This is a genomic window from Iningainema tapete BLCC-T55, assembly GCF_014698965.1.
GTDB lineage: Bacteria > Cyanobacteriota > Cyanobacteriia > Cyanobacteriales > Nostocaceae > Iningainema > Iningainema tapete.
Map to the genome: position 1 here is coordinate 187,095 of NZ_JACXAE010000009.1, position 21,544 is coordinate 208,638.

The following is a 21,544-nucleotide window of genomic DNA, read 5'->3' on the forward strand; positions in this document are numbered from 1 at the left end:
AATTCCCACATCCTACAGGATACTACCACAAACTCAGCTGATTGGGAGGATTGTCAAGAACATTCCAAGGTAGAGGCGCAACTGTAGCACTACTTTGTTCCAATAACTTTTGAAAGTAACGTGCTGTGTGAGGAGAACATTCTTCTACTGGGCAGTGAACAAACAAATAAATTCGCTTATCCTGCTGCAACCACTGCTTAATTTGGATTACCCATTCTTCCATAAATAGCTGATTCACAGCTAAATTAGGATGAGAAATGAAGCGAATTAAGCTAAAAGGTGCTGTAACACTATATACTACAGGTACTTTCGGTTTGCGGCGCTCAGATTGCAACTGGGGATCATCATCTCCAGTATAAATAGGACGAGAGTCTAGCAGTACTCTGCCAACACCCAACCTTTGTAAAAGCGCCGTTAAGTTACTAGCATGGGGTTGTGTAAACCAGTCTTGATGCCGAACTTCCAACGCGAGGGGAACTTCATCATGATGCCAAGCTTCAAGAAAAGTAGTAAGATCGTCAATAGAATCAGGTGAGTAACTAGGCGGTAACTGAGCAAACATCGGTCCAAGGCGCTTACCCAAAGGACGCATTCTGTGCAAAAATTCCAAAGCATCTGGAATATGTGGTTGCAGTAATCCTTTGTGAGTCACATCTTGCGGCAATTTGAGGCAAAATTCAAAACCAACTGGTGTTTCCTTTGCCCAACGAGTAACTGTCTCCTGATTGGGTACAGCATAGAAAGTGGTGTTACCTTCTACAGAAGTGAAGCGTCTGCTGTAGAGGTGCAAAAATTCACCAGCGCGAGATCCTTGGGGATAAAGTTCGCCTACCCAACCTTTATATGCCCAAACCGCGCAACCAATAAAAAAGCTCACAAGCTGTAATTCGCCCTCAACAAATCTACAATAATAGTAGACTATATTTTGCTCCAGAAAAGTTGAGGCAGTTGCGCCTTACAGTTTGTTACAACTAAAATCTCAGCCATTTTTTCTTTCTACTGCTATGAACCTTCCTCCTCAACTCCAAAAAGAAGTCGAAAAATGGGCGAACCTCCAAGGAGTCTCCTCTGAACAGTTCATTCTACAAACTGTTGCCGACAAAATTGATATCCTAAATCAGCAAATGCCTGAAGTTCCCAAAGATGCTGAAATTTCGCCAGCACTCAATACATCAACACCAGAATTTCCCAAGGTTTACCGAAAAGAAGGAATTTTAGTGATCGAAACTGAGCCAATCGAGAACCTTGATATCAATGCCTTCATTAATGAAGCTCGGGAAGAACGCATTCGGGAGCAGATGGCTTGGTAAGAGTATTGTTTGATACCTCTGTTTTAGTTCCGGCATTAGTTGTCAGTCATGCTGAACACTTCTCCTGCTTTCCTAGACTGCAAGCAGTAGAATCCAAACAAATTGAAGGTTTAATTTCAACTCACAGTCTAGCAGAAACTTATTCTGTCATTACCCGCCTTCCCATTCGACCTCGCATTGCTCCTGAACAAGCCCAAAGCGTAATTGTAGATATATCACAGCAATTTGAGGTCATTCCTCTAAGTGTTGATGACTATCTAGCAGTGATCGCCCAAATAGTTGCTCTAAAACTTCCTGGTGGTGGTATTTTTGATGCGCTAATTGCCCAAGCTGCATTAAAAGCAAATGCAGATGTTCTCCTCACACTAAATCCTCGTCACTTTACCCGTTTGGGAGAGGCGATCGCTAAAATTGTACAAGTACCTGAGTAAATTTAAGGAAGCGCGATCATTTTTATAAACGATTAGGACATTATTTGCTGTTACCGAATAAGTATATGGTCCATTGTGGAACTCATATCCAACAAAGCGATAACTTTTAGGATTATTAACTGTTCTGCCAGTCAGACGAATCGATTTACCTGTTCTTAAGTCTTTGCCAACGTAAGTTACATTATGGAAAAATCAGAGGCGGCAGATTTGCACCCTTAACTATTGAGAATAAAGTCAATTAATTTGAGTGGGAGGGTTACTTCGTTCCATCCCCGCTAGCTTTGCTGCTTCATTGAATTTCCAGTAGTTGGCGAGGAAGATGGTGAGAAACACACTCGTTCCCAATGACCAAAAATTGCTGCCCAGCGTTACGGCAAAGATTGCACCAGTAATGGTTCCAATGATCGACCCAATTATCCGTTGAACTCCTTGCTTTAGGGTGCTACCATGAGTAGAGGACATGACAATGATGGCAGCAATCACTGCGTAGAACGGGTACTCCCAATGCAACCGTTGAGCAATGACGTAGGAGATAGCTGATGCTACTGCCATTTTGAGCGCCATCTTAGTTTGCACAATCAATAACATCCCGTTGGGAGTAGCAACCCAAGTTTTTAATCGGGTGATGATTCTTTGTGAGCGCTTACGCTGTTTGCTTGCTGCTTGATCAGTATTTTGGAGGGGGTTTGAGGGTTTTTTCATACCTTCCAACTTCATAGGAAATTCCCACATCCTACAGGATACTACCACAAACTCAGCTGATTGGGAGGATTGTCAAGAACATTCCAAGGTAGAGGCGCAACTGTAGCACTACTTTGTTCCAATAACTTTTGAAAGTAACGTGCTGTGTGAGGAGAACATTCTTCTACTGGGCAGTGAACAAACAAATAAATTCGCTTATCCTGCTGCAACCACTGCTTAATTTGGATTACCCATTCTTCCATAAATAGCTGATTCACAGCTAAATTAGGATGAGAAATGAAGCGAATTAAGCTAAAAGGTGCTGTAACACTATATACTACAGGTACTTTCGGTTTGCGGCGCTCAGATTGCAACTGGGGATCATCATCTCCAGTATAAATAGGACGAGAGTCTAGCAGTACTCTGCCAACACCCAACCTTTGTAAAAGCGCCGTTAAGTTACTAGCATGGGGTTGTGTAAACCAGTCTTGATGCCGAACTTCCAACGCGAGGGGAACTTCATCATGATGCCAAGCTTCAAGAAAAGTAGTAAGATCGTCAATAGAATCAGGTGAGTAACTAGGCGGTAACTGAGCAAACATCGGTCCAAGGCGCTTACCCAAAGGACGCATTCTGTGCAAAAATTCCAAAGCATCTGGAATATGTGGTTGCAGTAATCCTTTGTGGGTCACATCTCGCGGCAATTTGAGGCAAAATTCAAAACCAACTGGTGTTTCCTTTGCCCAACGAGTAACTGTCTCCTGATTGGGTACAGCATAGAAAGTGGTGTTACCTTCTACAGAAGTGAAGCGTCTGCTGTAGAGGTGCAAAAATTCACCAGCGCGAGATCCTTGGGGATAAAGTTCGCCTACCCAACCTTTATATGCCCAAACCGCGCAACCAATAAAAAAGCTCACAAGCTGTAATTCGCCCTCAACAAATCTACAATAATAGTAGACTATTGCTATGAACCTTCCTCCTCAACTCCAAAAAGAAGTCGAAAAATGGGCGAACCTCTAAGAGAAGAACGTATCCGAGAGCAGATGAACTAGTGAAAGTGCTTTTGGATACTTCTGTGTTAATTTGCGCACTCGTCGTCAGTCATCTTCTCAAGAATACTTGCGTTGTTCGATTAAATCAGGCGCAATCTGAGGAAATTTAAGGACTAGTTTCGACCCATAGTTTAGCAGAAATTTATTCCGTTTTGCGTCTTGATCTTTCATGAGTGGCAGTCTGACAGTAAAAGTTTGACAGCTAGTTGCGCTATTCCATTGCTGTGTAACTAATTTTCATAACCACGCTAGAAGAAATGTGGGAGGCAGGAGACTCCGCATTTTTAAATCGATGCAGAATATCAACACGTTCCTATCTATTGGGCGTGAAAAAAAATTGGGAAATTTTTGCATATATGTGCGATTATATATTTTGTTAGTAATAAGTACACAGTTTTTACTCGTTAAACGCATTGGGGATTGGGCAAGAAAATTTTTCCCAGTACACAGTACCTAGTACCCAATCCCGGAGCGCCCAAAGATGCTACACTAACGTAAACGCGTAGGTGTGGGCATTCTGGGCGCAACCTGAAAAAAATAATGTATTGAGCAAACGATGAAAGCAGTGTCCACCTGACAACGAATAGTTCCTTTTTTAAATTAAAAACAGCAACTACCCACAATCTAATTTATGGAAGCAATTTGGAACACGCTGAAAAATCTCAATTACTCCAACCTCCCCATGGGCAAAATATTAGCCGTCCTTATCATCTTGACGGTTATACAGACGTTAAGACGATTTATTGTTGCAGCTATAGTTAAAACTATTGAGCCCTTTACTAGCAAATCCAAGACCGCTCTCGATGATGAGTTAGTTGGGATTCTCAAGCCGTCCTTAAGTTGGTTGATTCTGATTGGTGGACTGTGGCTGGTCAAGGAAATTCTGGCGCAGGAATTAGGTTTTCAATTGAGCGAAACAATCGGCAGGACTCTCAATCTGATAGTTGTTTTCATAGTAGCATACGCTATTTACCGAGCCGCTTCTATCTTAGGACAGATAATTGCTAACTTGGTTCTACACACTGATACTGAACTGGATGAATTACTCAGACCTTTGATGCCGAAGATTTTTCAATCTGCAGCAGTTATCGTAATCACTATTAAGGTCAGTGAAATCTTTTTAGGACAATCAGCAGCAGCACTAGTTGGTCTATTAGGTGGTGCTGGTATTACTTTAGGTTTGCTGTTGAAAGATATTGTCTATGACTGGTTTTGTACAATTATTATCTACTCCGATCATCTTTATCGAGAAGGTGACTGGGTTTCAGTTTCAGGATTACAGGGTTTTGTGCAGATATTAAATATTGGATTTAGAACCACAACCCTCCATGTCTATCAGTGGGGATCTATTGTGAAAATGCCCAACTCTAAAATGATTACTGGAATCGTAGAAAATTGGTCACAAAATCCTGGTGATGAATTAAAATGGGGCATTAGTTTAACTCTAAAAATTGATAATATTTCAGCAAAGCAAACCGCTAGAATATGCGATGCTATTCGAGAAATTCCCTCATTGATTATGGGCTTATCGAAAGAGATAATTGTTCGGTTTAGCAAGATTGAAAATAATGCCCGTGTTATTAACATCGTTGCATTTGTTAATGATGAAAAGCTCTACTTTGAGGCTGAAAGGAACTTAAATATAGCCATTTTAGAACTTTTAGAGCAACAGAGCATCGATTTCTTATCTGTGGATCTCCGCACCGAGCCGGAAAAATATAAACAAAGTCAGAAGGTATCCAATAATTAGACTGAAAATATTTATTCTATAAGTGCGTAGGGTGTGTTCAGTTAAGAGGGCTATTCTTGGCAGGGGAATAATTAAGAAATTTATTCAGTTGATAAATTGATGATATTTTTCCCCTATGATATCTATTTGTGGAAGATGGGATCAACCCAGGCTTCTACGACCAAGGAGTGGCGATCGCAAAGCGAGTAAAGCTTGCAGATCGCGAGCAATCGAAAATTCCCTCGTCTTATTCCACCCATACGCACCTTGAACTATGGTAGCTAACAAGTATCCCACAATTGGACTGATCGAAGTTCCAGCAACGGGACTCTACGATGCAGAGGGCAAAAATTGGACTTCTTTATATAGACATCGTTCGTTAATCAGCAAGCAAGTTTTGATCCCTGACTTGCTTGCAGGAGGATTTGATGCCCGATTGGTCAACCTCAGAGATGGGAATTATAGTGAAGAATTTGGGCAGGTTTTCTGGAAAGGGATGACCCTGCGGAAAACTTACGTTGGGGGGAACATTTCCGCCCTCGATCCCCACGCCTTCGATGCTTGGGGAGTTACAGTTAATTTCTCTCAAGACCGTCAAGTGACTTGTATGGTGATTGAGCATCTGGCTAAGGGGGGTCGTCCGATTGTCGTTGGCGGCTCGGATGCTTTCGCTGAACCACACCACTACTTGAAGGCGGGCGCAGCAGCAGTTGTTCAGGATAAATCCGGGGCAGCGAATTGGGCGATTTTTGATTATGTACTCGGAAAAACCCCACGAGAAGAACTCACGGGTGTCATTCTCGCAGATGGTAAACAGTATCCCAGGAAGACTAAAGCAAAAACTCCAGATGAGTGGGCACTACCCTCGGTGGAAGTGGCGCGGGAATGTTTAGGGACACTCCCCAATGTCCAAGGATGTGTGCCAGTCGGTTCGTTGGTAGCTGACATTGGTTGCGATCGCACCTGCGATTTTTGCATGACACCCACTTACGGCACTGGCTTTCGGAGAATGTCCCCAGAAACAGCCCTCAAATGGTTGGCTATCCAGAAAGAGGCGGGGGCTGTTTCGATCAATATCGGTTCCGATCAATTCCTCGCCCGTGGACTCTTTCCTGAGGGGCGAGAAGAAATCCTCGCAATTACCAATGGTGCGCGGGAGATGGGAATAACTCTGATGTGGCCGAATGGTTTAGAACTGAGGAAAACAACTCTCGGAGCTGGGCGTAACTACGAAAGCACCGATCTCAGACCTGACGAAGAACTGATTGAAGCACTGTTTGGTTGGGATGGCAAAGTCGGTTGTCCTTTGGCTTATATCCCTGCCGAACGTCCCGTTTTTGGACGAGAAGCCTACAAAAAGCTCCTGCCGTGGCAAGAGCATTGTACGTTGATGAAATCTGTAGTTAGAACTGGTGTACCTGTCATTGCTTATGGCATCATTATCGGGCTACCTGATGATGACCATGATGACTTGTTACGTCTTGAGGAAGCGATCACAGAACTGGTAGATGAACTGGTAGAGATTAACCCTCAATTGGAATTTCAAACTTCGTGCTACAGCATTATTCCCTTGCCCGGAACTCCGCAAGCCTACAACTTACGCAAGTCAGGAATGCTACAGTTTGAAGACACCTGTCTTTGGGGAGTATGGACAACTACTTCCAATACTCATCACCTTAGCTACGAGCAGGTTTCCGATTGGCAAATTCGTCTATCTAATATTCGCAAAGCAGCGTCTGAATTTACCAACTATAACGGGGAATATTCAGGGATGGTTAGTGAAGCTTCCTCCGATGACTCAAAGATTGCATTGGGGAATTTGAACTGAACACCGCCCTTTTGAGCTGCCCCTACTTACAGCGGTTTGCATAACTAACAGGTACAGTGCGGAGGTGCGCCGCAGGCACACCTCCCAGATCAGGTTGTAGAGATTATGTTTGTTAGTGCTAACACCTACCTTATATGGGGCGCAGTCGCAACAACTAATTCACCAATCCCCTATCCCCTATCCTCTACAACAATTAAACCCTTGGCTTTGCGAAAATCCCTGACAACATCTCTAATATCACGAAACTCCCCCTCAACCAGAGAGTTTAAATGCTGCATATCATCAAAAGAAATGCGTCCCACAAGCTGAGTGAGTGCTTGCCTTAATTTTGGATACTTTTTCAAAGTATCCTGACGTATAATGGTTGCTGCTTCGTATGGTGGAAAATAGTGCAAATCATCTTTTAGCACTACCAAACCCAAGCGAGAAATTTGCCCATCTGTAGTGCCACCATTTATTATGTCTACTAGCTTTTGCTGTAGTGCCCGGTATATTAATCCCAAATCCATAATGCGAGGAGATTGGGCAAAGTGTAAACCATAAGTTTTAGCCAAGCCACGATAACCATCTTCGCGTTCTATAAATTCGTAGCCGAAACCAGCACGCATCTGAGGTGCATACTTAGCTAAATCTGACAAAGTTTGAATATTGTCACGTTTTGCATCTTCAGCACGAATAGTCATGGCAAAAGTACTTTCATAACCTAAAGGTTCCATCACTTCTAAATGGAATTGCTGCGCGTAGGCTTGTTTTAACTTTTCATAAAGTAACTTTGGGTCGTTGATAGCTTTTTGTTTGAGAATCACAGTAAAAGCTGTGCCTGTATACTCAACATAAGCATCAATTTTGCCAGCAGTAAGTGCTTGATGAGTCACTAACGCACTAGTAAAACGGCGTTGAGCAACTTTTAAATGTGTTGTTTCTTCAATCTGTTGTGCTAAAATTTCGCTTAAAATATCTTGCTCTGTAAAACCTTTAGAACCAATAACAATATCAGCACTACCGCCATTATTAGAGGTAAGGTTGCAACTGACGATTAAGAGCATTAAAGAAAAAGTTAAAAGTAAAAAATTAAAAAGTTTCTTCATCTACTTTCTTGTAATTGTCAATTTCCCTTCCACCCAGCCAATTGCCAAATCTGCAAATAAAGCAATTACTGCTGCAGGAATTGCACCCGCTAATATTAATTGATCGTTCACTGCAGAAATACCCCGAAAAATCAACTCCCCTAAACCACCAGCGCCAATTGCAGCAGCAATAGTTGCAATTCCAATACCAATCACTGTAGCGACTCGCACCCCCGCCAAAATCACTCCCATTGCTAGAGGAATTTCTACCTGAAGCAACAATTCTTTATCTGTCATCCCCATACCCTTTCCAGCTTCTCGAATAGCTGGATCAACGCCAGCAATACCAGTATAAGTGTTGCGGATTATCGGTAGCAGGGAATACAAAATTAAGGCGAAAATAGCCGGGTTGGTTCCAATTCCACCGATGAGCGGTACAGGGATGAGTAAGCCGAATAGTGCTAGACTAGGAATGGTCTGCAAAATATTCGCAATCCCTAAAATCGGTTGGCGGAAATTCTTTTGCCGAGTGATTAAGATCCCTAGAGGTATACCTAAGAGTGAAGCAATGCTAATGGAAATGCCTACTATCAACAAGTGTTCTAGGGTGCGTTCCAAGATTTCTGGAGCATATTTGATTAGGAAAAAGTTGCTCAAGTTCATCTCATACCCCCTTGGAGACTCCCACTGTACCTGTACTCAGGTCAGTGGTGAGAGGAAAAGGGGAGAAATTGCGAGGTGGCACTTCTATGTTTTTGAGCGCAAGCTCAAATAATGAGAGGGACAACCGAGAAATTTCTAATCTCTTAGACTGCATACGAATAACCGTCCTTTTTGTGAATAGCTTTACAAAATCGGTGGGAAATTCCTTGTATTAATCCGTTTTTGGTTGAGATATTGAAACTACCTGATGAACGAATTGCCACTTTACCAACATAAGTACCTACCTTCTTTCCAGTCTTGACAACTGCTTTAACAATATCTCCAGTTTGAAAACCAAAATGTATTTTCTCTCTGGGTACATGTCGATTGGGAAAGCCATACTTGTCGGTTCGGCATGACTGCCTAGAACCATGTCCAACTGCATTAATTAGTAATGGCTTAACTCCCTTGATGATTAGTTTTTCTGGGGTAGATTTACCTACTACTGCCGCATCAATCCAATGAGTTTTTTCTAGTTCTTGTTGAATACGATTAAACTTTGTTAGTCCACCACTTCCCGTTTCAACTGGTAATCCTGTTGCTCTCAAGACTTCAAGTAATTTGAATCTGGTTGCGTTAACAGCACCTGTTGAATCGTTGACTACTGCTATTCCAGTTGTTTTCGCACCAGGGTCAATCTTGATTCTTAAAGGTTGAACTGATGCATCGGGACTTGCTTCTTTTAAGATGATTGTGAATGGAAATTTGCGAAATATTGCGGCTTTACCATTTCTTAAAAGTTGTCTTGCTTGCGCTGGATGAATGGGTAAGCGTGGTCTTTTCTCTGTGTCAATTACTAATACTTTGCTCATAAAGAGCCTCCTTACGGGTAATGTGAGCCTGGACGGTGTTACTAGTCGGTACTTTCTATTACGACACTTGCTTAACCCGCTAAACATGTTTAACCGTTTCGTTTTAGAGCTACAAACTGGCATCACGGATTTGTAGGTAAGTTCTTTAACCTTGCTAGTAACGGCTGTGAGGTGATAACGAGTACGAACCTCTCCCTCACCGTCGGGTCAACTAGGGCTTTTCGCAAGCCCCCGCTGTACCTGTACGTTTGTCAGCGGTGGGTTGTTGACAGGTTAGGTTTCAGACATTGCAAAAAGCCAAGGGCTTGTGGATATTGCGATCGCACATTCAGGCTAGTTGTTGCACCATATTATAATCAGTATATCAGGCATTTTTTATTTCTACTGCTATGAACCTTCCTCCTCAACTCCAAAAAGAAGTCGAAAAATGGGCGAACCGCCAAGGAGTCTCCTCTAAACAGTTCATTCTACAATCTGTCGCAGAAAAAGTCAGTATCCTTAATCAGCAGATTGAAGAATTGTCACCAGAACAACCTAAAGTATACTATGAAGGAAGTGTTTTAGTCGTAGATGCCGAACCGATTGGCGATATAGATATCAATGCCTTCATTCATGAACTACGAGAAGAACGCATCAGGGCGCAGACTTAAATTCTAGTGGCAGCCCTTGTATCATGGACAAGTTGAAGACACTCTCTAATGTCATCTCCTTCCCAAGTTCCGGCAAATTCCAGTAAATCTTCAGCTGTAGAACCGTGTAATTTATTTTAACTTGACTTATTTTCCTTGCTCAACTGTATTTCTGCATAGCTGGATTTGATAGCTCGAATCAAATCGAGTGCATCTGTCAGCAATTCTGGCGGTAAAGTTTCTATTTCTTGAATTAATAATTCTTTATTTGTCATCTAATGTTTTAAACTGCTCGTTACAGTGTGTTACAAATAAAATAATAATACATCTTTTCTTTCTACTGCTATGAACATTCCCCCTCAACTCCAAAAATCAACACTAGAATTACCCAAGGTTTACCGAAAAGAAGGGATTTTAGTTATCGAAACTGAGCCAATCGAGAACCTTGATATTAATGCCTTAATTAATGAGCTACGGGAAGAACGCATTCGGGAGCAGATGGCTTGGTAAGAGTATTGTTTGACACATGAGTGATATTGGATATTCACACTCCCGACAGTACCAACCAACGATAAACACCCCATAGTGTTCCTTGTCCAAAACGGTGCAAGCGGTGTTTTCCCGATGCGTTTCGGGTTGGAGTTTAGAGATGTGATGACTGCTATTCGGCTTTGAGCAGAGACAGAAGCCAGTGATCGTGGAACTGATTGTTTTACCAGAAATAGCCCCTCAGCAGACCTTCTTTTTGAAAATGGAGTTTTTCCAATAACCTGAGCGAAGCGGTGTTCTCAGGATATACCAGAGCTTCAACACGGTTTAACTCCATTTGCTGAAACCCAAACTCTAGCATTACTGACAGTGCCTCGTGCATATAGCCCTGTCTCCAAGCCGAGGGTGTTAAGTCATAACCAATCTCAGCCCGGTAGTTGCGACGACTCCATTTGTGAAACCCGCAAGTGCCAATAGGTTGTCCATCAGCTTTAGTGACAAGAACCCAACGTGTATAAGTTTTATCAGTTGATTGTCCATAAAAGTTGAGGATTTCTTGAGCATGTTCAAGGGATGTGATAGGATCTTCATCGAGAATGTATCGATTAATCTGAGGATTTGAAAAGTGGCGATAAAAGAATTCAAAATCATTCTGATCTAAGGTTTTCAGGTAGAGTCGTAAGGTTTCTAATGGTGGAAAATTAGTGTTCATTGGCTACAGAGGAATCTTGGCAATACGGTTAATCCATTCTTCTGCACTCGATACCGACCAAATTAAGATCAACTCCTCAATCACAGTTTCAATTGCCAACTTCTTAGACACAATGACAACACCTGTACATTGGCGGTTGACAACAAACTTTGCAAATTCCGAGGGCATCGTCTTGCGATCATGAGTTACAAGAATACGTCCTTGCTGTGCTGCTAATTCAAGTACCTCCAAATCGCTTAAACCTTGTAATCCAGCAGCAGAAGCAGTTTGAAAATTTATCGCAGGCTCTTATCGTAGAACTCCTGTAACAATTGCCTGATTCAAGTCAGCATCGGCTTGATATTGGATATTCACGCTCCCGACCCTTGTTTCTCGGCTTTAGCTGATATAAGTTTGTTATACAGAGATGAATCGGTCACTTGTAATGGTTGAGGCATTGCATCAAACTCTTCCTCTTCGGCGGCAAGATATGCATCAATCTCATTACGATTAGCCAGGTAGAAGGCGATCGCTCCGTAAACCTGTTCCAGCGTCAACAGCGGGAAAGATTGAACAATGCTTTCAGGTGAGATTCCATTGCGGAAAGCATACACAATTGAGTCCAAGGAAATTCGTGTATTTGCAATCCAGTAACCACTGTTGCAATACTCTACATAAATTTTAGCTTCTAAAACTGGCATAAGTTTGTTTTGGACTCATATAATTATATCATAAGCAATCTTTGTGGTAATGTAATTGCCTGTGTGATAATTCTTGGTCTAAGCGATCGCTAAAATTGTACAAGTACCTGAGTAAATTTAAAAAAGCGCTGTCAAAATACTAGCATGAGGTGTTGTACAATTTCTTCATCAAAAAATTATTTCTTGGGCAAATATTCAACATAGATGCGATCCTTCTTCAATGATGAATTCCCAAGGTTGACTTTTCTTACTACCAAACTTTAACTGCATTCCTGACTCCAAGGGTATAACCTGACGGTTGATTAGTTGCCAGCTATCAGAGTTAGAACGTAAAATCCAAGTGCCGTAGATGGACAAATCTTGTAGGTGAAACAATCCCGCTTTTGTAGTCCTAGTCCTAAAGGGAAAATTTCGACTGAGGATTTCTGCATGGCGTTTAGAAACCCAAGGTTCAGGAATCACTATATCATTGTCTGTCATGCGACCGATCCGGGTGATGACAGGTCGTAATGAATAAGTTTGACCATCAGGTGAAAGCGATCGCAAAAAAGCAGTATTTTGGAGTACATAAGTTTTCCATAGTCCAGCAAACTTGTATTCATCATCTGTTGGGTCTATATCATAGATTAATTTGCCATCAAAATCGGGATGCATATACAGAACTGGCAAAGTCCAAGCAGGCTGATTAAAACTATAAAGTGCTAATAATTGTTGCCTTGCATCACAAACAGCTTCATCGATTAGTTTACGTGCACGTAGCGCAGCGGCAAAGTATTGAATAAAACTTTGACTTTCATGGTCAGCGATTGCATCACGCATTGTTAAAACTGCTGGCACACCTTGACGAATTAGAACTTCTGCTAGACTGCTGTGTGGCATTACTTGATGATTAACATCAACAGCAGGTTGTGCACTCCAACACCATTTAAATACTGCCAGTTTCACACCTCTACTGGTCAAAACTTGCGCCAATTCCATGCCCGTGAGCGTCTTATCTGGTTGCACAAACAACAAACCCCCATCTGGTCCTGGTAAACCATGACCTGCGTAAAAAAAGACATTGTACGCAGTAGTTTCCAGTTCAGAAATTAACTCCATCGGTGTTGGTTGTAGAAGTGTTTTCACCATTGCCGGCGCTAAGCCAACACTATTGCTACCAACCATACCACTAGCCAGAGTTTGTTCGAGAATAGTTGCTTCCTCGGACAACTGGAGTTGATCGTTGTTTCCTAAAACGAGGAGAATGTTGAGCGCACCTTCGGCTTGTAAATATGGTAAGGGTTCAACTTCACTGGTGGTGCGACTAAACAGCATGTTTTGGGACAGCGACATTGCTGATTGACCTGGTTCGCGCTGCATAATTTCCCAAGGTAGACCAATCAAATTCGGGTCACGAATTTCCAATCTCAAGCGTAAACGTTTGTTCTGACCTGTGGCAATGTTAAGACTGCGTTCGAGACAAGGGAGAATTGCACCATCAAATACCCAGTGCCACAACCTAATTCCCAAGTGTTGCATCAGACGCGCAGTGTAAGCTACTGGCTGACTAGAAGCGGATGAAGCTAAATCTAGTAGACCTGGGTTGGGGAGTGTAGAAGCACCAAGGGAAATATCTAAGCGACGACTTGCAAACATCTGCTGCCACTCAACCCACACATTCGTAACTTTATCAGACCATACACACTCATGCAGAACACGAGCACTCGAATAGGGAGCCTCCACCACCCAAATGGCAAAGTTGTCAGTACCAGTGTTGACTAGACGGGCGATCGCCAAAATGAGACTAGGTCCATAGGATGATGGTGTTAGTTGTTCTTCAATAAATTGGTCATCAGAGGCTGCAAACGAATGAATAGTAGCAAATGTATTTTCTTTAGGTATTACTATCCTTTGCTCTAAATCTGCAAATGCTTGATTCTGTTCATTAAACCGCCTTTTTTGGAATTCTTGCCGTTGATGTCCAATTATTCTAACTTCGCTATTTACTTCTTGCGTAATTTTGACATTATCTAGAGTTATCACCCTAACTGGTACACCCCACCCATTCACCAGCGTTACCCTAATCTCACCTTCTATCTCCTCCTGTGCTGCTGTGAGTAAAAACTTTGCAGCGCCGTAACTCCCGCCAAAGCGGTGCAATACAACTGCTGGCTCTCCCACTGGTTTGCTGCTGAAAAGTGGCGCAGTTTCCAACATGCAGTAGATGGGATACTCTTCTTCCTCATAGTGCCACCCATCACCACACTGTAGCAGGTCAATTGTCATTAGGTAAGTTTTGCCCATCTGCGCTTGTTGCGGGTAGCTAATCATCGGTTGAATGGATAGGGGTAGTTGAGAGTCAGACATTTGCCTGTCCTCCTGGTGGGGTAAGTCGGAGTACGGTCATTGGGTTGCCATAATATACATACATAAATGTATATATAAATGGTAGTATGTCTTGTGTAGTCGGCTGTTCTGGTAATTTTTCTACTACTTTTAACCGTAATTTTTTTAACAGTGCGGCAATAGAGTGGTTGGGCGATCGCAAGGACTCTTTAATCAAATCACGGGCAAACTCTGCTGCATGGGAATCTCCTACAGCACCCAAAGTGCCGATTACACCCCGCGCCCCTTTTGCCAAAAAAAGCTCTACAAAACCCATACGATAACTGTGGGGGATAGAGGAATGGGCTTGTTCACGTCCAGAATGACAGGCATTAATAAACACAATTCCCTGAGAATTTTTCACTGCATTAAGCTGACACCTGCGTAAAGCCAGTAACTTTAACTGTTGCTGCTCATTAGAGTTAGAACCTAGAGTAATTTCCCGAATGTTACTTCTCAAAGTACCATGACAAGCAATATAAACAAAACCACAGCCAGCATCATTTCGCTGTAAATGAGTTTGAAATTCTTTAATATTATGCTTACTACTCCGGTAAATTACTGCTTGTAATTGTTCTAAAATATCCAGTTCTGGTCCCGTTCCGTGTAGTTCTGTATCGAGTACATAAGCAACTACATTACCACAGCATTCATCTGCTTTAAACTCCAACACCACATAGTCATCTCCTCTGATAATCTGCCGCCAGCGTACCGTTGTAATTAAAGCGCCCACGTATTCATTCGGTGAATCATCAGGTGATAGTTCCAGCATTTCCCAAGGAATTTCAAAATCTGTGTGATCGGCAATTACCAAACATAACTGCTCGCCAAACTTACGCTTTAGCTGTTTTAACCACTTGCGAATCTCCAGATTTATAAGAGAAAAATAGCTCATATCATCCTGAATATTTTCCGGCAGTTCTCCCTTGGAAACTAACTTTCCCAAAGAAAGATCTGGCGGTTTGTTTGGCTGAGTTTGTGGTAGTACTGTTACTGCATTACCTCCCCATACAGAGTATTCATCCGCCCCATTTTGATAAATATGTAAAATTGCCACTTCTTTCGGTAGCTTCATTGTGATATAAAGCTGATTGGGGGGTAATAGTATTTCTTCTGTTGCAGTTTCTATATCCTCTGGTAAAGAAGGTGCAGTTTGTTTTGGTGATGTCTGTGCAGTTTCAAAAGGTAACTGTTTGGTTCTACTCAAACCTGCGGGGGAAGTTATTGCCCGTTGGGTAAGTGAAAGCTTTGATTTACCAGCCATTATTCCTCCTCCACTTCTAACAAAGGTGGAATTGCAACCACAGTTGCTCCCAAAGCCTTAGCTAATGCCAAAGGTAGATCCGCATATTGCTTTGGCTGCGGATTGAGCAAAACTGCCTTCACTCCATCCAAGCCCCGAATGCGTTGAGCCAAAAGCAAAGCATCCTCAATGCCTTTGCGTCCAACAGGTGGCGTTACCCTACCCAAGCGACTAGCTTGCAGCGGCACATTTCCCCGCCCATCGCTAATTACCACCAACACTACTTGTTGCACAGTGCTGCGCCCATGTTGTAAGGCATGACGTAGCGTTTGCAAAGCCAAATCTAAACCATGAGCCAGAGGAGTTGCCTTGCCCGGTTCTGCTTCGATTCCGGTACTGATGCGAGGTACGAGGATGCTTTGCGCCATCACTTTTTCGGCTCGTAACTCATACTGCGCCTGTGCTGCTCCCACTTGAATTAAGCAAACACTAGCCCGTTCTACATAAGCCCAACTCACATAGGGTAACAACTCCTCTTGCCAATTGCAATCTCGTAGACAAGTGTGGTCAAGTATTAGCATCAGCATTTGCTCTGCTACAGGTGCGCGGCGATAGCAATGCAAGTCTGTTGGTAATAATACCAATCGTCTTTGACCATTGGCTATTAATTTTTGGCGAATTGGCTGAAACTTGGCTGCTTCTTGTAAAGTTCTCACCAAAGCTAAATCTTGAAGATCTGTTGTCTTTTCTACTCCAATAATTGAACCACGAGCAGTAGTAGATGAGCGAAACCTATGGGTAGGTAATCTCAGCGAAGCTGCTTCCCGCTCAACAGGGGCTTCATCTTCTGGGTAAGGATTGCCAGAGGCAGAATTAACTGTTAAAAGCGTAGGTGGCAGTGTCTCAGATTCATCCGACTCATACACAGGCTCACTCGCTGTGTCGATCTTAGTTGCGCGATTTTGGATTTTGGATTGAAGTTCTGTTTCAGAATTCTCGGATGTTGCCAGTGGTGGGGTGACAAGCGCTGAAGAGAGATTTGACGATTTTTCTGTCTGCTTGCTACCTCTTTTTAACCCAATCATTAAAGCAGCAATATCAACCTCCTCTGCTGTTATTTGCACTGCACCCATTAACTGTGCATTTGCCACAGACAGTCGCCCTAGAGCAATTTCCCGACGAGGACTGTACACTTCCACGCAATGTAGTCAAGTATACGAGTAGTAGCTTGGGGTGTAATTTTGGGATGGATTTGCAAAGCTTTTTTGAGATGTTGACTAATATTTCTTGGCAGAGGCTTAAGCTTTATTTGCTTCCCCAAGGAGTCATCAATCCATTCTCGAATCGAAGCTACTTTGTCGATGTTTGTTGGCACTTGTCCCATTAACCGTAGGGCAAAGCGATCGAGCAAGTGGGGAGAAACCATTCCCACTTGAGAAGTGGCACACCCTGCTAACCAGCACAGATTTGGTTGCCACTGCGCTTGTTGCCCGTGTCGCTCTAGATGCGCTACATCTGCTCCCATCAGCACTACACAAGCCCGTGCAGCCGCTAGGCTGAGCTTAGCCAAGTCGGGAATCACTACTAAGCGCAGTGTTGAGTTATTCTCATCCCCCGTCAGCAAACCCGGTTTCCATTGCACAGATTGTTTGTCTGAACCCCCTAGCGCCCAACTGCCCCAAAGGTCATCTTCAGCTTCATAGGTTCCTAAAGTTACTAAAGTAACCTTTTTACCATTGACAAATTTCAACATTTGTGCTAAGTTTTGGGCAGCTAACCGTAATCGCTCGGAAGTAGTATCGAATACCAATATACTTCGCAAACCCGGACTGATGGCAGCACAAGCAAGCGATCGCGTAAACAGGTCACTTAAACTGAGTTGGGATGATTTTGCTAAATCAATCACTGGTAAGAATCTGGGTTACTTGCTCATCATCTTCATCACTCCAAGGCACTTGGTTACTTTGGAGAACTTCAGGGCGGCGATGCTGAAGTGCCAGTCGAGCCACCTTTGCTACATGCTCATTAGTGACTTTTTCTTCACCAATCAGCGCAGCATAAGCACGAGCCGCTAGGGCAATCATGTAGTCACCTCGGTTTCCTTCAGCGTTGAACTCTATTGCTAAATTAACGCATGTGTTGAGAATACGATCTGGTACTTCAACGCTGTAAAAATTCTTTCGTGCCTTCAAAAGTAATGCCTTATGTTTTTCATCTTCTGCTCGTGCTTTTTCAATATAATCTGATGATTCACCTGCTTTTAGCTTAAATAGCGCTTGATCAAATTCCAAAACAGTTTTTAGAATATTGATGCGCTCAGTTTCATGTTGTTCTGCTTCCACATTCACCATCAAGCCAAATCGATCCAGTAACTGTGGTCTTAATCCTCCCTCTTCTGGGTTCATCGTACCAACTAAAGTAAAAGAAACAGGCTTTTCATAACTTTGCCCTTCCCTTTGTACTACCAGTACCCCTGTAGAAGTCACATCAAGGATAATATTTACAATATGGTCATCAAGCAAATTAACTTCATCTATATAAAGTAAGCTGCCATTTGCTTCTTCCAGCAATCCTGATTGTGGCACAGCCTTGCTCTGCATCAACTCATCAATCCGCCAACCTCCTACCACTCGATCTTCTGTAGCATTAATGGGTATAGTAACCGGAAGGCGATCGTACATAATTTGAGAAAAGGCACGCACAGCAGTAGACTTCCCCGTACCCCGCTGTCCACTAAGTAACACCCCACCAATACGTGGTGCGACATAAGCTAGTTCCAGAGCCTGCTTGATTTCCTGCTGACCAATAATCAGCGAGTAGGGTAGTATCTGAATAGTTGATGTTTCACTCACAACCCGCCCCTTGGCTTCCATTTCATAGTCACCTCTATTTGCGCACCCGTACTAGCTTTAGCTATGACTGCGCCAACCTCTGAATCTAGCTTGATGGCTAGTTTAACCTCAAATTCTTCAGGGCGTGTAGCCTCATCCATTTGTTTGACGCTATCTACCACCCGCTTGGCACAATTACGGCTCAGCTTCATTGCTTCACCAAAGACATCACGAGCCGCAGCTATAACCTTGGTAGTTTCACCACCGCGCACGTTCTCATACGGACTTCTCACCGGAGGAAGATTATCTACCTCAATGTAAATAGCAACTTCTTCACCATCAACTATATCTTTACTTTCGATTATTGGCATAAATAGCTACCATTGAGTGTTTAAACTTTTATACACCGCAAGCAAAGGCAAATCCTGATTTTTAAGAAAATTTTTCTAACTCTCTACTCTGATTGAGTTTGTTAGAGCAAAGCTCCCCTCACTGTGGACTGACTAGTTCAAACTTTTTTTACCATACTTGGGAGAGCATTATTGATTAAATCTTAACCTAAATGAACTCTAGTTCCAGCATAGCTAAACTTAATGATTAACCTGACTAAAGGATGGATCTCACTATATATAGCAATTTTATCTGAGTTGTGAAAATTATTTTTTAAGTGAACCGCAGAGGCGCTGAGAACCCACAGAGAACAAACAGAGGTTTTTACAAATCATTTAGGACTGCTATATCTACCTCCTAATAGGTAGAATTCTCACCCTAGATTGTGCTTCATCAATAGTAATCAATGCCCCTAATTCCAATTCGGACTCAAATCGTCGAATTGCTTCCATCACTAAATTTTCTATGCTTGCAGGCAAAATATCCTGTGTACGAACCTGAATTACACTTGGTGTATCCGCATTGGTTGCAGCCAATAACGCACCAAAGTCCAAATCATGAGTAAACACTGAGTACCCGTTAACCCTTGCCCATTCCATTATCAATCGATCAGCCGCACGGGGATCACCTACATTAGCCCAGTGTACAGATTCAATGCCGTATTGTGCGAACACATCAACCCATTCGGGTGACAAATTCATGTCAATCAGGATTTTCATGCAAGGGTAAGGGGTACTTCAATTTCTTCCGCCCGCCAAGCAGCATATGCAAGGGCTTCGTAAATATCAGCTTCTTCTAAATAGGGATAGGCTTTGAGGATTTCACTGATACTGTGTCCTGATGCCATTAAACCGACAATTGTACCTACTGTCACCCGCATTCCTCGGATGCAAGGTTTGCCGCCCATTATTTCGGGATTTAAGGTAATTCGCGTTAATTTTTTCATAGTTTTCTTCTCACTTTCCTTTCATTATATTGGGAACCCCAATATAATGTGAATGATCGCCAATAGCTCCTTGCATGAGTTGGCAAGTTTCTAAGTATAAGTGTCAGCTTTACTATCTGAAAATTGTTGAGCGATCGCAACCAGTTGCTCTCCTGTACTTGCTCCTTGTGTATAATACTCTATGTCCCGACATAACAGAAGTTCACTAGCAAACTCATTGGCTTCTATTTCTTCAACATCTATACTTTCTGGATCAATCTCCTCATCTACAATTGCATAATTATTCACATGACCTTTAATAATATGCCCTAATTCGTGCGCCAAGATAAACAGTAAGCGGGCAGGTGAACACCGATTGATACTAATAACAATAACTGGGCGTTGAGCAACAAACGCTACCATTCCATCAAATTTATGCACCTCTTGGGTTGTAGGAAACCCATCAAAGTGAACAACTGGAATTCCATGATTCCAGCAAAATTCTAATAGCCCCTCTATGTTGATAATCTGTCGAGTTTTGAGAATTTCATCGCGCACAAGTTTTGCTATAGTGTTGTCATTTTGATTTGAGTCTGTGTCATGGTAACACCTCCTCTGATTCGGTGAAGTAGCGAAATTGCTACCTCTTTCAATTGTACATAATTTTCGCACAAAAACGCTTTATATTCATCCATTTTCAAGCTTTCTTATTAAACTTTGAATTGGTAAAAACAGAGAGCTTTTGCGTTTCTTAAAAAGAATAAATCCTTGTCTTATCCAAAAGTTTTTTGCCTTTTCTGTTCTAGTATCAACTCTGACTGCTCTAAATACAGAGTCTTGTTTATTTATCCTATGGTGTCAGTTGGGGTGCGGAATGTGAGAGCGAACTAAACGAAAAGACTCTGAACGGTCGGTGTGCAACGGGATGGTTAGACCGTGATAACTTTGCGGAGTTCGACACTACCTCCTTCAAAAACCTGCATTTTTAGCTCATAACCCTCCATCAGTGACATCCCGACCAGCGGTTCTGCATCAGCTTCATCTACTGGAATGGTTAGCAAGGTATCATCCCAAACTATCACCGCTTCGTAAACGTTGAAAACACACTCACTGCCATCTCCCAGAATTGCCCGCCCTCGTCTTTTCCATTTCAAGTTCAACTCAACAATCAAATTAGGAGGCAGTGAAAGCCAACCATTGAAGCCTGTGTCTACGATCGCATCTTGCGTGAAGACTTTGCCATCAGCGCGACGAATTAACACCGGAATAATCGGCTCAAACTCGACGTTAACGAATCCAGTAATCATGCAGTTCTCCGAGTGCGTCCGCCAAATCGACGAACGTGACGAGAACCGATCCGAACAATCCAGATTTGGGCATCGGGGTGACGGGCTTCGAGGCGATCGCAAGCAGCAATTTCACTGGCATCCACTTCAAAATCTCCAGTTTCGATGTCGAGCGCGACAATTTTGCCGTGATTGGCTTCCTCAACTTGGGGACGCACCTGAGTTTCATAAATCTCATCCCCACGTCGAGCAAATTCTTCTTTGCTGTAGCGGGGCTGTCGAATTGCCATAGGCTTGACCTCTGTTTAAAGTTGCTCCTCCATTTTACCTTGGGCGATCGAGTTGGCGACCGCTGAAGCAAGGTCGGGGAGCAAACAAGAAGT

General features: G+C 42.8%; 28 protein-coding genes. 7 read left to right on the forward strand and 21 right to left on the reverse strand.

Annotation, left to right across the window (positions count from 1 at the left end; all coding sequences use genetic code 11):
• Positions 1 to 22: 22 nt before the first annotated feature.
• The gene (locus tag ICL16_RS01705) at positions 23 to 877 is read right to left on the reverse strand and encodes a DUF72 domain-containing protein (RefSeq protein WP_190825152.1); all 855 of its coding nucleotides are present in this window, start codon (positions 875 to 877) and stop codon (positions 23 to 25) included.
• A 127-nt stretch (positions 878 to 1,004) separates the two neighbouring features.
• Here ICL16_RS01705 and ICL16_RS01710 point away from each other — a divergent pair, with 127 nt between their 5' ends.
• Both ICL16_RS01710 and ICL16_RS01715 read left to right on the forward strand, forming a co-directional pair.
• Positions 1,005 to 1,310 (forward strand): hypothetical protein, encoded by a 306-nt coding sequence (locus ICL16_RS01710; RefSeq protein ID WP_190825153.1) that lies wholly within the window; start codon positions 1,005 to 1,007, stop codon positions 1,308 to 1,310.
• Positions 1,304 to 1,741 carry a PIN domain-containing protein gene (locus ICL16_RS01715; protein ID WP_190825154.1) on the forward strand — a complete coding sequence of 146 codons (438 nt, stop codon included), beginning with the start codon at positions 1,304 to 1,306 and terminating at the stop codon, positions 1,739 to 1,741. The genes ICL16_RS01710 and ICL16_RS01715 overlap by 7 nt, the downstream gene beginning before the upstream one ends.
• A gap of 234 nt (positions 1,742 to 1,975) precedes the next feature.
• Here the strand turns inward: ICL16_RS01715 and ICL16_RS01720 are convergent, their stop codons facing one another.
• Both ICL16_RS01720 and ICL16_RS01725 read right to left on the reverse strand, forming a co-directional pair.
• A complete protein-coding gene (locus ICL16_RS01720) occupies positions 1,976 to 2,458 on the reverse strand; it encodes an FUSC family protein (protein WP_238360542.1) in 483 nt (160 codons plus the stop codon).
• A 26-nt stretch (positions 2,459 to 2,484) separates the two neighbouring features.
• The gene (locus ICL16_RS01725) at positions 2,485 to 3,339 is read right to left on the reverse strand and encodes a DUF72 domain-containing protein (protein WP_190825155.1); all 855 of its coding nucleotides are present in this window, start codon (positions 3,337 to 3,339) and stop codon (positions 2,485 to 2,487) included.
• Between the two features lie 766 nt (positions 3,340 to 4,105).
• Here ICL16_RS01725 and ICL16_RS01730 point away from each other — a divergent pair.
• The 3 genes from ICL16_RS01730 to ICL16_RS01735 all read left to right on the forward strand — a co-directional run bounded on the left by ICL16_RS01730 (position 4,106) and on the right by ICL16_RS01735 (position 7,031).
• The gene (locus ICL16_RS01730) at positions 4,106 to 5,224 is read left to right on the forward strand and encodes a mechanosensitive ion channel family protein (RefSeq protein WP_190825156.1); all 1,119 of its coding nucleotides are present in this window, start codon (positions 4,106 to 4,108) and stop codon (positions 5,222 to 5,224) included.
• Positions 5,225 to 5,352: 128 nt separating this feature from the next.
• Positions 5,353 to 5,484 (forward strand): hypothetical protein, encoded by a 132-nt coding sequence (locus ICL16_RS46625; protein ID WP_273038058.1) that lies wholly within the window; start codon positions 5,353 to 5,355, stop codon positions 5,482 to 5,484.
• Positions 5,478 to 7,031, forward strand: coding sequence for a radical SAM protein (locus tag ICL16_RS01735; RefSeq protein WP_190825157.1), 1,554 nt, complete (start codon positions 5,478 to 5,480; stop codon positions 7,029 to 7,031). Before ICL16_RS46625 ends, ICL16_RS01735 begins: the two co-directional genes overlap by 7 nt.
• Before the next feature lie 170 nt (positions 7,032 to 7,201).
• Here ICL16_RS01735 and ICL16_RS01740 read toward each other — a convergent pair whose 3' ends face one another.
• The 3 genes from ICL16_RS01740 to ICL16_RS01750 form a co-directional block, all read right to left on the reverse strand.
• Positions 7,202 to 8,119 (reverse strand): glycine betaine ABC transporter substrate-binding protein, encoded by a 918-nt coding sequence (locus tag ICL16_RS01740; RefSeq protein ID WP_190825158.1) that lies wholly within the window; start codon positions 8,117 to 8,119, stop codon positions 7,202 to 7,204.
• Positions 8,120 to 8,761 (reverse strand): ABC transporter permease, encoded by a 642-nt coding sequence (locus tag ICL16_RS01745; protein WP_190825159.1) that lies wholly within the window; start codon positions 8,759 to 8,761, stop codon positions 8,120 to 8,122.
• A gap of 143 nt (positions 8,762 to 8,904) precedes the next feature.
• Positions 8,905 to 9,735, reverse strand: a complete 831-nt coding sequence (locus tag ICL16_RS01750; RefSeq protein WP_475578786.1) for an RRXRR domain-containing protein — start codon at positions 9,733 to 9,735, stop codon at positions 8,905 to 8,907.
• Positions 9,736 to 10,001: 266 nt separating this feature from the next.
• On the opposite strand from ICL16_RS01750, the gene ICL16_RS01755 reads away from it, so the two are divergent.
• Positions 10,002 to 10,262: a hypothetical protein gene (locus tag ICL16_RS01755; protein WP_190825161.1), complete on the forward strand. Its 261-nt coding sequence runs from the start codon at positions 10,002 to 10,004 to the stop codon at positions 10,260 to 10,262.
• Between the two features lie 116 nt (positions 10,263 to 10,378).
• Here the strand turns inward: ICL16_RS01755 and ICL16_RS47110 are convergent, their stop codons facing one another.
• The gene (locus ICL16_RS47110) at positions 10,379 to 10,516 is read right to left on the reverse strand and encodes a hypothetical protein (RefSeq protein WP_337906884.1); all 138 of its coding nucleotides are present in this window, start codon (positions 10,514 to 10,516) and stop codon (positions 10,379 to 10,381) included.
• Between the two features lie 70 nt (positions 10,517 to 10,586).
• Here ICL16_RS47110 and ICL16_RS01765 point away from each other — a divergent pair, with 70 nt between their 5' ends.
• A complete protein-coding gene (locus ICL16_RS01765; protein ID WP_190825162.1) occupies positions 10,587 to 10,751 on the forward strand; it encodes a hypothetical protein in 165 nt (54 codons plus the stop codon).
• 202 nt (positions 10,752 to 10,953) lie between these two features.
• Here the strand turns inward: ICL16_RS01765 and ICL16_RS01770 are convergent, their stop codons facing one another.
• From ICL16_RS01770 to ICL16_RS01835, 14 genes are all read right to left on the reverse strand, one after another.
• Positions 10,954 to 11,442: a GNAT family N-acetyltransferase gene (locus ICL16_RS01770; RefSeq protein ID WP_190825163.1), complete on the reverse strand. Its 489-nt coding sequence runs from the start codon at positions 11,440 to 11,442 to the stop codon at positions 10,954 to 10,956.
• 3 nt (positions 11,443 to 11,445) lie between these two features.
• The gene (locus ICL16_RS01775; RefSeq protein WP_337906887.1) at positions 11,446 to 11,721 is read right to left on the reverse strand and encodes a DUF5615 family PIN-like protein; all 276 of its coding nucleotides are present in this window, start codon (positions 11,719 to 11,721) and stop codon (positions 11,446 to 11,448) included.
• Between the two features lie 71 nt (positions 11,722 to 11,792).
• Positions 11,793 to 12,122: a DUF433 domain-containing protein gene (locus tag ICL16_RS01780; RefSeq protein ID WP_190825164.1), complete on the reverse strand. Its 330-nt coding sequence runs from the start codon at positions 12,120 to 12,122 to the stop codon at positions 11,793 to 11,795.
• Positions 12,123 to 12,317: 195 nt separating this feature from the next.
• The gene (locus ICL16_RS01785; RefSeq protein ID WP_337906888.1) at positions 12,318 to 13,943 is read right to left on the reverse strand and encodes a CHAT domain-containing protein; all 1,626 of its coding nucleotides are present in this window, start codon (positions 13,941 to 13,943) and stop codon (positions 12,318 to 12,320) included.
• Between the two features lie 517 nt (positions 13,944 to 14,460).
• Positions 14,461 to 15,750 (reverse strand): CHAT domain-containing protein, encoded by a 1,290-nt coding sequence (locus ICL16_RS01790; protein WP_190825165.1) that lies wholly within the window; start codon positions 15,748 to 15,750, stop codon positions 14,461 to 14,463.
• Entirely contained in the window at positions 15,750 to 16,928 is a 1,179-nt protein-coding gene (locus tag ICL16_RS01795) for a hypothetical protein (protein ID WP_190825166.1), read from the reverse strand. Before ICL16_RS01795 ends, ICL16_RS01790 begins: the two co-directional genes overlap by 1 nt.
• On the reverse strand, positions 16,892 to 17,635 hold the full coding sequence (locus tag ICL16_RS01800) for a hypothetical protein (protein WP_190825167.1): 744 nt from the start codon (positions 17,633 to 17,635) through the stop codon (positions 16,892 to 16,894). Before ICL16_RS01800 ends, ICL16_RS01795 begins: the two co-directional genes overlap by 37 nt.
• Positions 17,628 to 18,581 (reverse strand): AAA family ATPase, encoded by a 954-nt coding sequence (locus tag ICL16_RS01805; protein ID WP_202895359.1) that lies wholly within the window; start codon positions 18,579 to 18,581, stop codon positions 17,628 to 17,630. The genes ICL16_RS01800 and ICL16_RS01805 overlap by 8 nt, the downstream gene beginning before the upstream one ends.
• Positions 18,578 to 18,931, reverse strand: a complete 354-nt coding sequence (locus ICL16_RS01810) for a CU044_2847 family protein (protein WP_190825169.1) — start codon at positions 18,929 to 18,931, stop codon at positions 18,578 to 18,580. The genes ICL16_RS01805 and ICL16_RS01810 overlap by 4 nt, the downstream gene beginning before the upstream one ends.
• Before the next feature lie 369 nt (positions 18,932 to 19,300).
• Positions 19,301 to 19,651, reverse strand: coding sequence for a DUF5615 family PIN-like protein (locus ICL16_RS01815; RefSeq protein WP_238360544.1), 351 nt, complete (start codon positions 19,649 to 19,651; stop codon positions 19,301 to 19,303).
• Between the two features lie 14 nt (positions 19,652 to 19,665).
• Positions 19,666 to 19,896 carry a DUF433 domain-containing protein gene (locus ICL16_RS01820; protein WP_190825171.1) on the reverse strand — a complete coding sequence of 77 codons (231 nt, stop codon included), beginning with the start codon at positions 19,894 to 19,896 and terminating at the stop codon, positions 19,666 to 19,668.
• Between the two features lie 90 nt (positions 19,897 to 19,986).
• Positions 19,987 to 20,433 carry an ImmA/IrrE family metallo-endopeptidase gene (locus tag ICL16_RS01825; RefSeq protein WP_337906885.1) on the reverse strand — a complete coding sequence of 149 codons (447 nt, stop codon included), beginning with the start codon at positions 20,431 to 20,433 and terminating at the stop codon, positions 19,987 to 19,989.
• Positions 20,434 to 20,804: 371 nt separating this feature from the next.
• Positions 20,805 to 21,182, reverse strand: a complete 378-nt coding sequence (locus tag ICL16_RS01830; RefSeq protein WP_190825173.1) for a clan AA aspartic protease — start codon at positions 21,180 to 21,182, stop codon at positions 20,805 to 20,807.
• The gene (locus tag ICL16_RS01835; RefSeq protein ID WP_190825174.1) at positions 21,179 to 21,451 is read right to left on the reverse strand and encodes a hypothetical protein; all 273 of its coding nucleotides are present in this window, start codon (positions 21,449 to 21,451) and stop codon (positions 21,179 to 21,181) included. Before ICL16_RS01835 ends, ICL16_RS01830 begins: the two co-directional genes overlap by 4 nt.
• Positions 21,452 to 21,544 lie beyond the last annotated feature (93 nt).

Excerpts from the sequence above, each read along its gene's own strand:
- ICL16_RS01750 (WP_475578786.1), bottom strand. The coding sequence starts at position 9,735 with ATGCCAGTTTGTAGCTCTAAAACGAAACGGTTAAACATGTTTAGCGGG.
- ICL16_RS01745 (WP_190825159.1), bottom strand. The coding sequence starts at position 8,761 with ATGAACTTGAGCAACTTTTTCCTAATCAAATATGCTCCAGAAATCTTG.
- ICL16_RS01835 (WP_190825174.1), bottom strand. The coding sequence starts at position 21,451 with ATGGCAATTCGACAGCCCCGCTACAGCAAAGAAGAATTTGCTCGACGT.
- ICL16_RS01770 (WP_190825163.1), bottom strand. The coding sequence starts at position 11,442 with ATGAACACTAATTTTCCACCATTAGAAACCTTACGACTCTACCTGAAA.
- ICL16_RS01735 (WP_190825157.1), top strand. The coding sequence starts at position 5,478 with ATGGTAGCTAACAAGTATCCCACAATTGGACTGATCGAAGTTCCAGCA.
- ICL16_RS01740 (WP_190825158.1), bottom strand. The coding sequence starts at position 8,119 with ATGAAGAAACTTTTTAATTTTTTACTTTTAACTTTTTCTTTAATGCTC.
- ICL16_RS01810 (WP_190825169.1), bottom strand. The coding sequence starts at position 18,931 with ATGCCAATAATCGAAAGTAAAGATATAGTTGATGGTGAAGAAGTTGCT.
- ICL16_RS01720 (WP_238360542.1), bottom strand. The coding sequence starts at position 2,458 with ATGAAGTTGGAAGGTATGAAAAAACCCTCAAACCCCCTCCAAAATACT.
- ICL16_RS01730 (WP_190825156.1), top strand. The coding sequence starts at position 4,106 with ATGGAAGCAATTTGGAACACGCTGAAAAATCTCAATTACTCCAACCTC.
- ICL16_RS01830 (WP_190825173.1), bottom strand. The coding sequence starts at position 21,182 with ATGATTACTGGATTCGTTAACGTCGAGTTTGAGCCGATTATTCCGGTG.
- ICL16_RS47110 (WP_337906884.1), bottom strand. The coding sequence starts at position 10,516 with ATGACAAATAAAGAATTATTAATTCAAGAAATAGAAACTTTACCGCCA.
- ICL16_RS01710 (WP_190825153.1), top strand. The coding sequence starts at position 1,005 with ATGAACCTTCCTCCTCAACTCCAAAAAGAAGTCGAAAAATGGGCGAAC.
- ICL16_RS01790 (WP_190825165.1), bottom strand. The coding sequence starts at position 15,750 with ATGGCTGGTAAATCAAAGCTTTCACTTACCCAACGGGCAATAACTTCC.
- ICL16_RS01815 (WP_238360544.1), bottom strand. The coding sequence starts at position 19,651 with ATGAATTTGTCACCCGAATGGGTTGATGTGTTCGCACAATACGGCATT.
- ICL16_RS01780 (WP_190825164.1), bottom strand. The coding sequence starts at position 12,122 with ATGCCAGTTTTAGAAGCTAAAATTTATGTAGAGTATTGCAACAGTGGT.
- ICL16_RS01765 (WP_190825162.1), top strand. The coding sequence starts at position 10,587 with ATGAACATTCCCCCTCAACTCCAAAAATCAACACTAGAATTACCCAAG.
- ICL16_RS01755 (WP_190825161.1), top strand. The coding sequence starts at position 10,002 with ATGAACCTTCCTCCTCAACTCCAAAAAGAAGTCGAAAAATGGGCGAAC.
- ICL16_RS01820 (WP_190825171.1), bottom strand. The coding sequence starts at position 19,896 with ATGAAAAAATTAACGCGAATTACCTTAAATCCCGAAATAATGGGCGGC.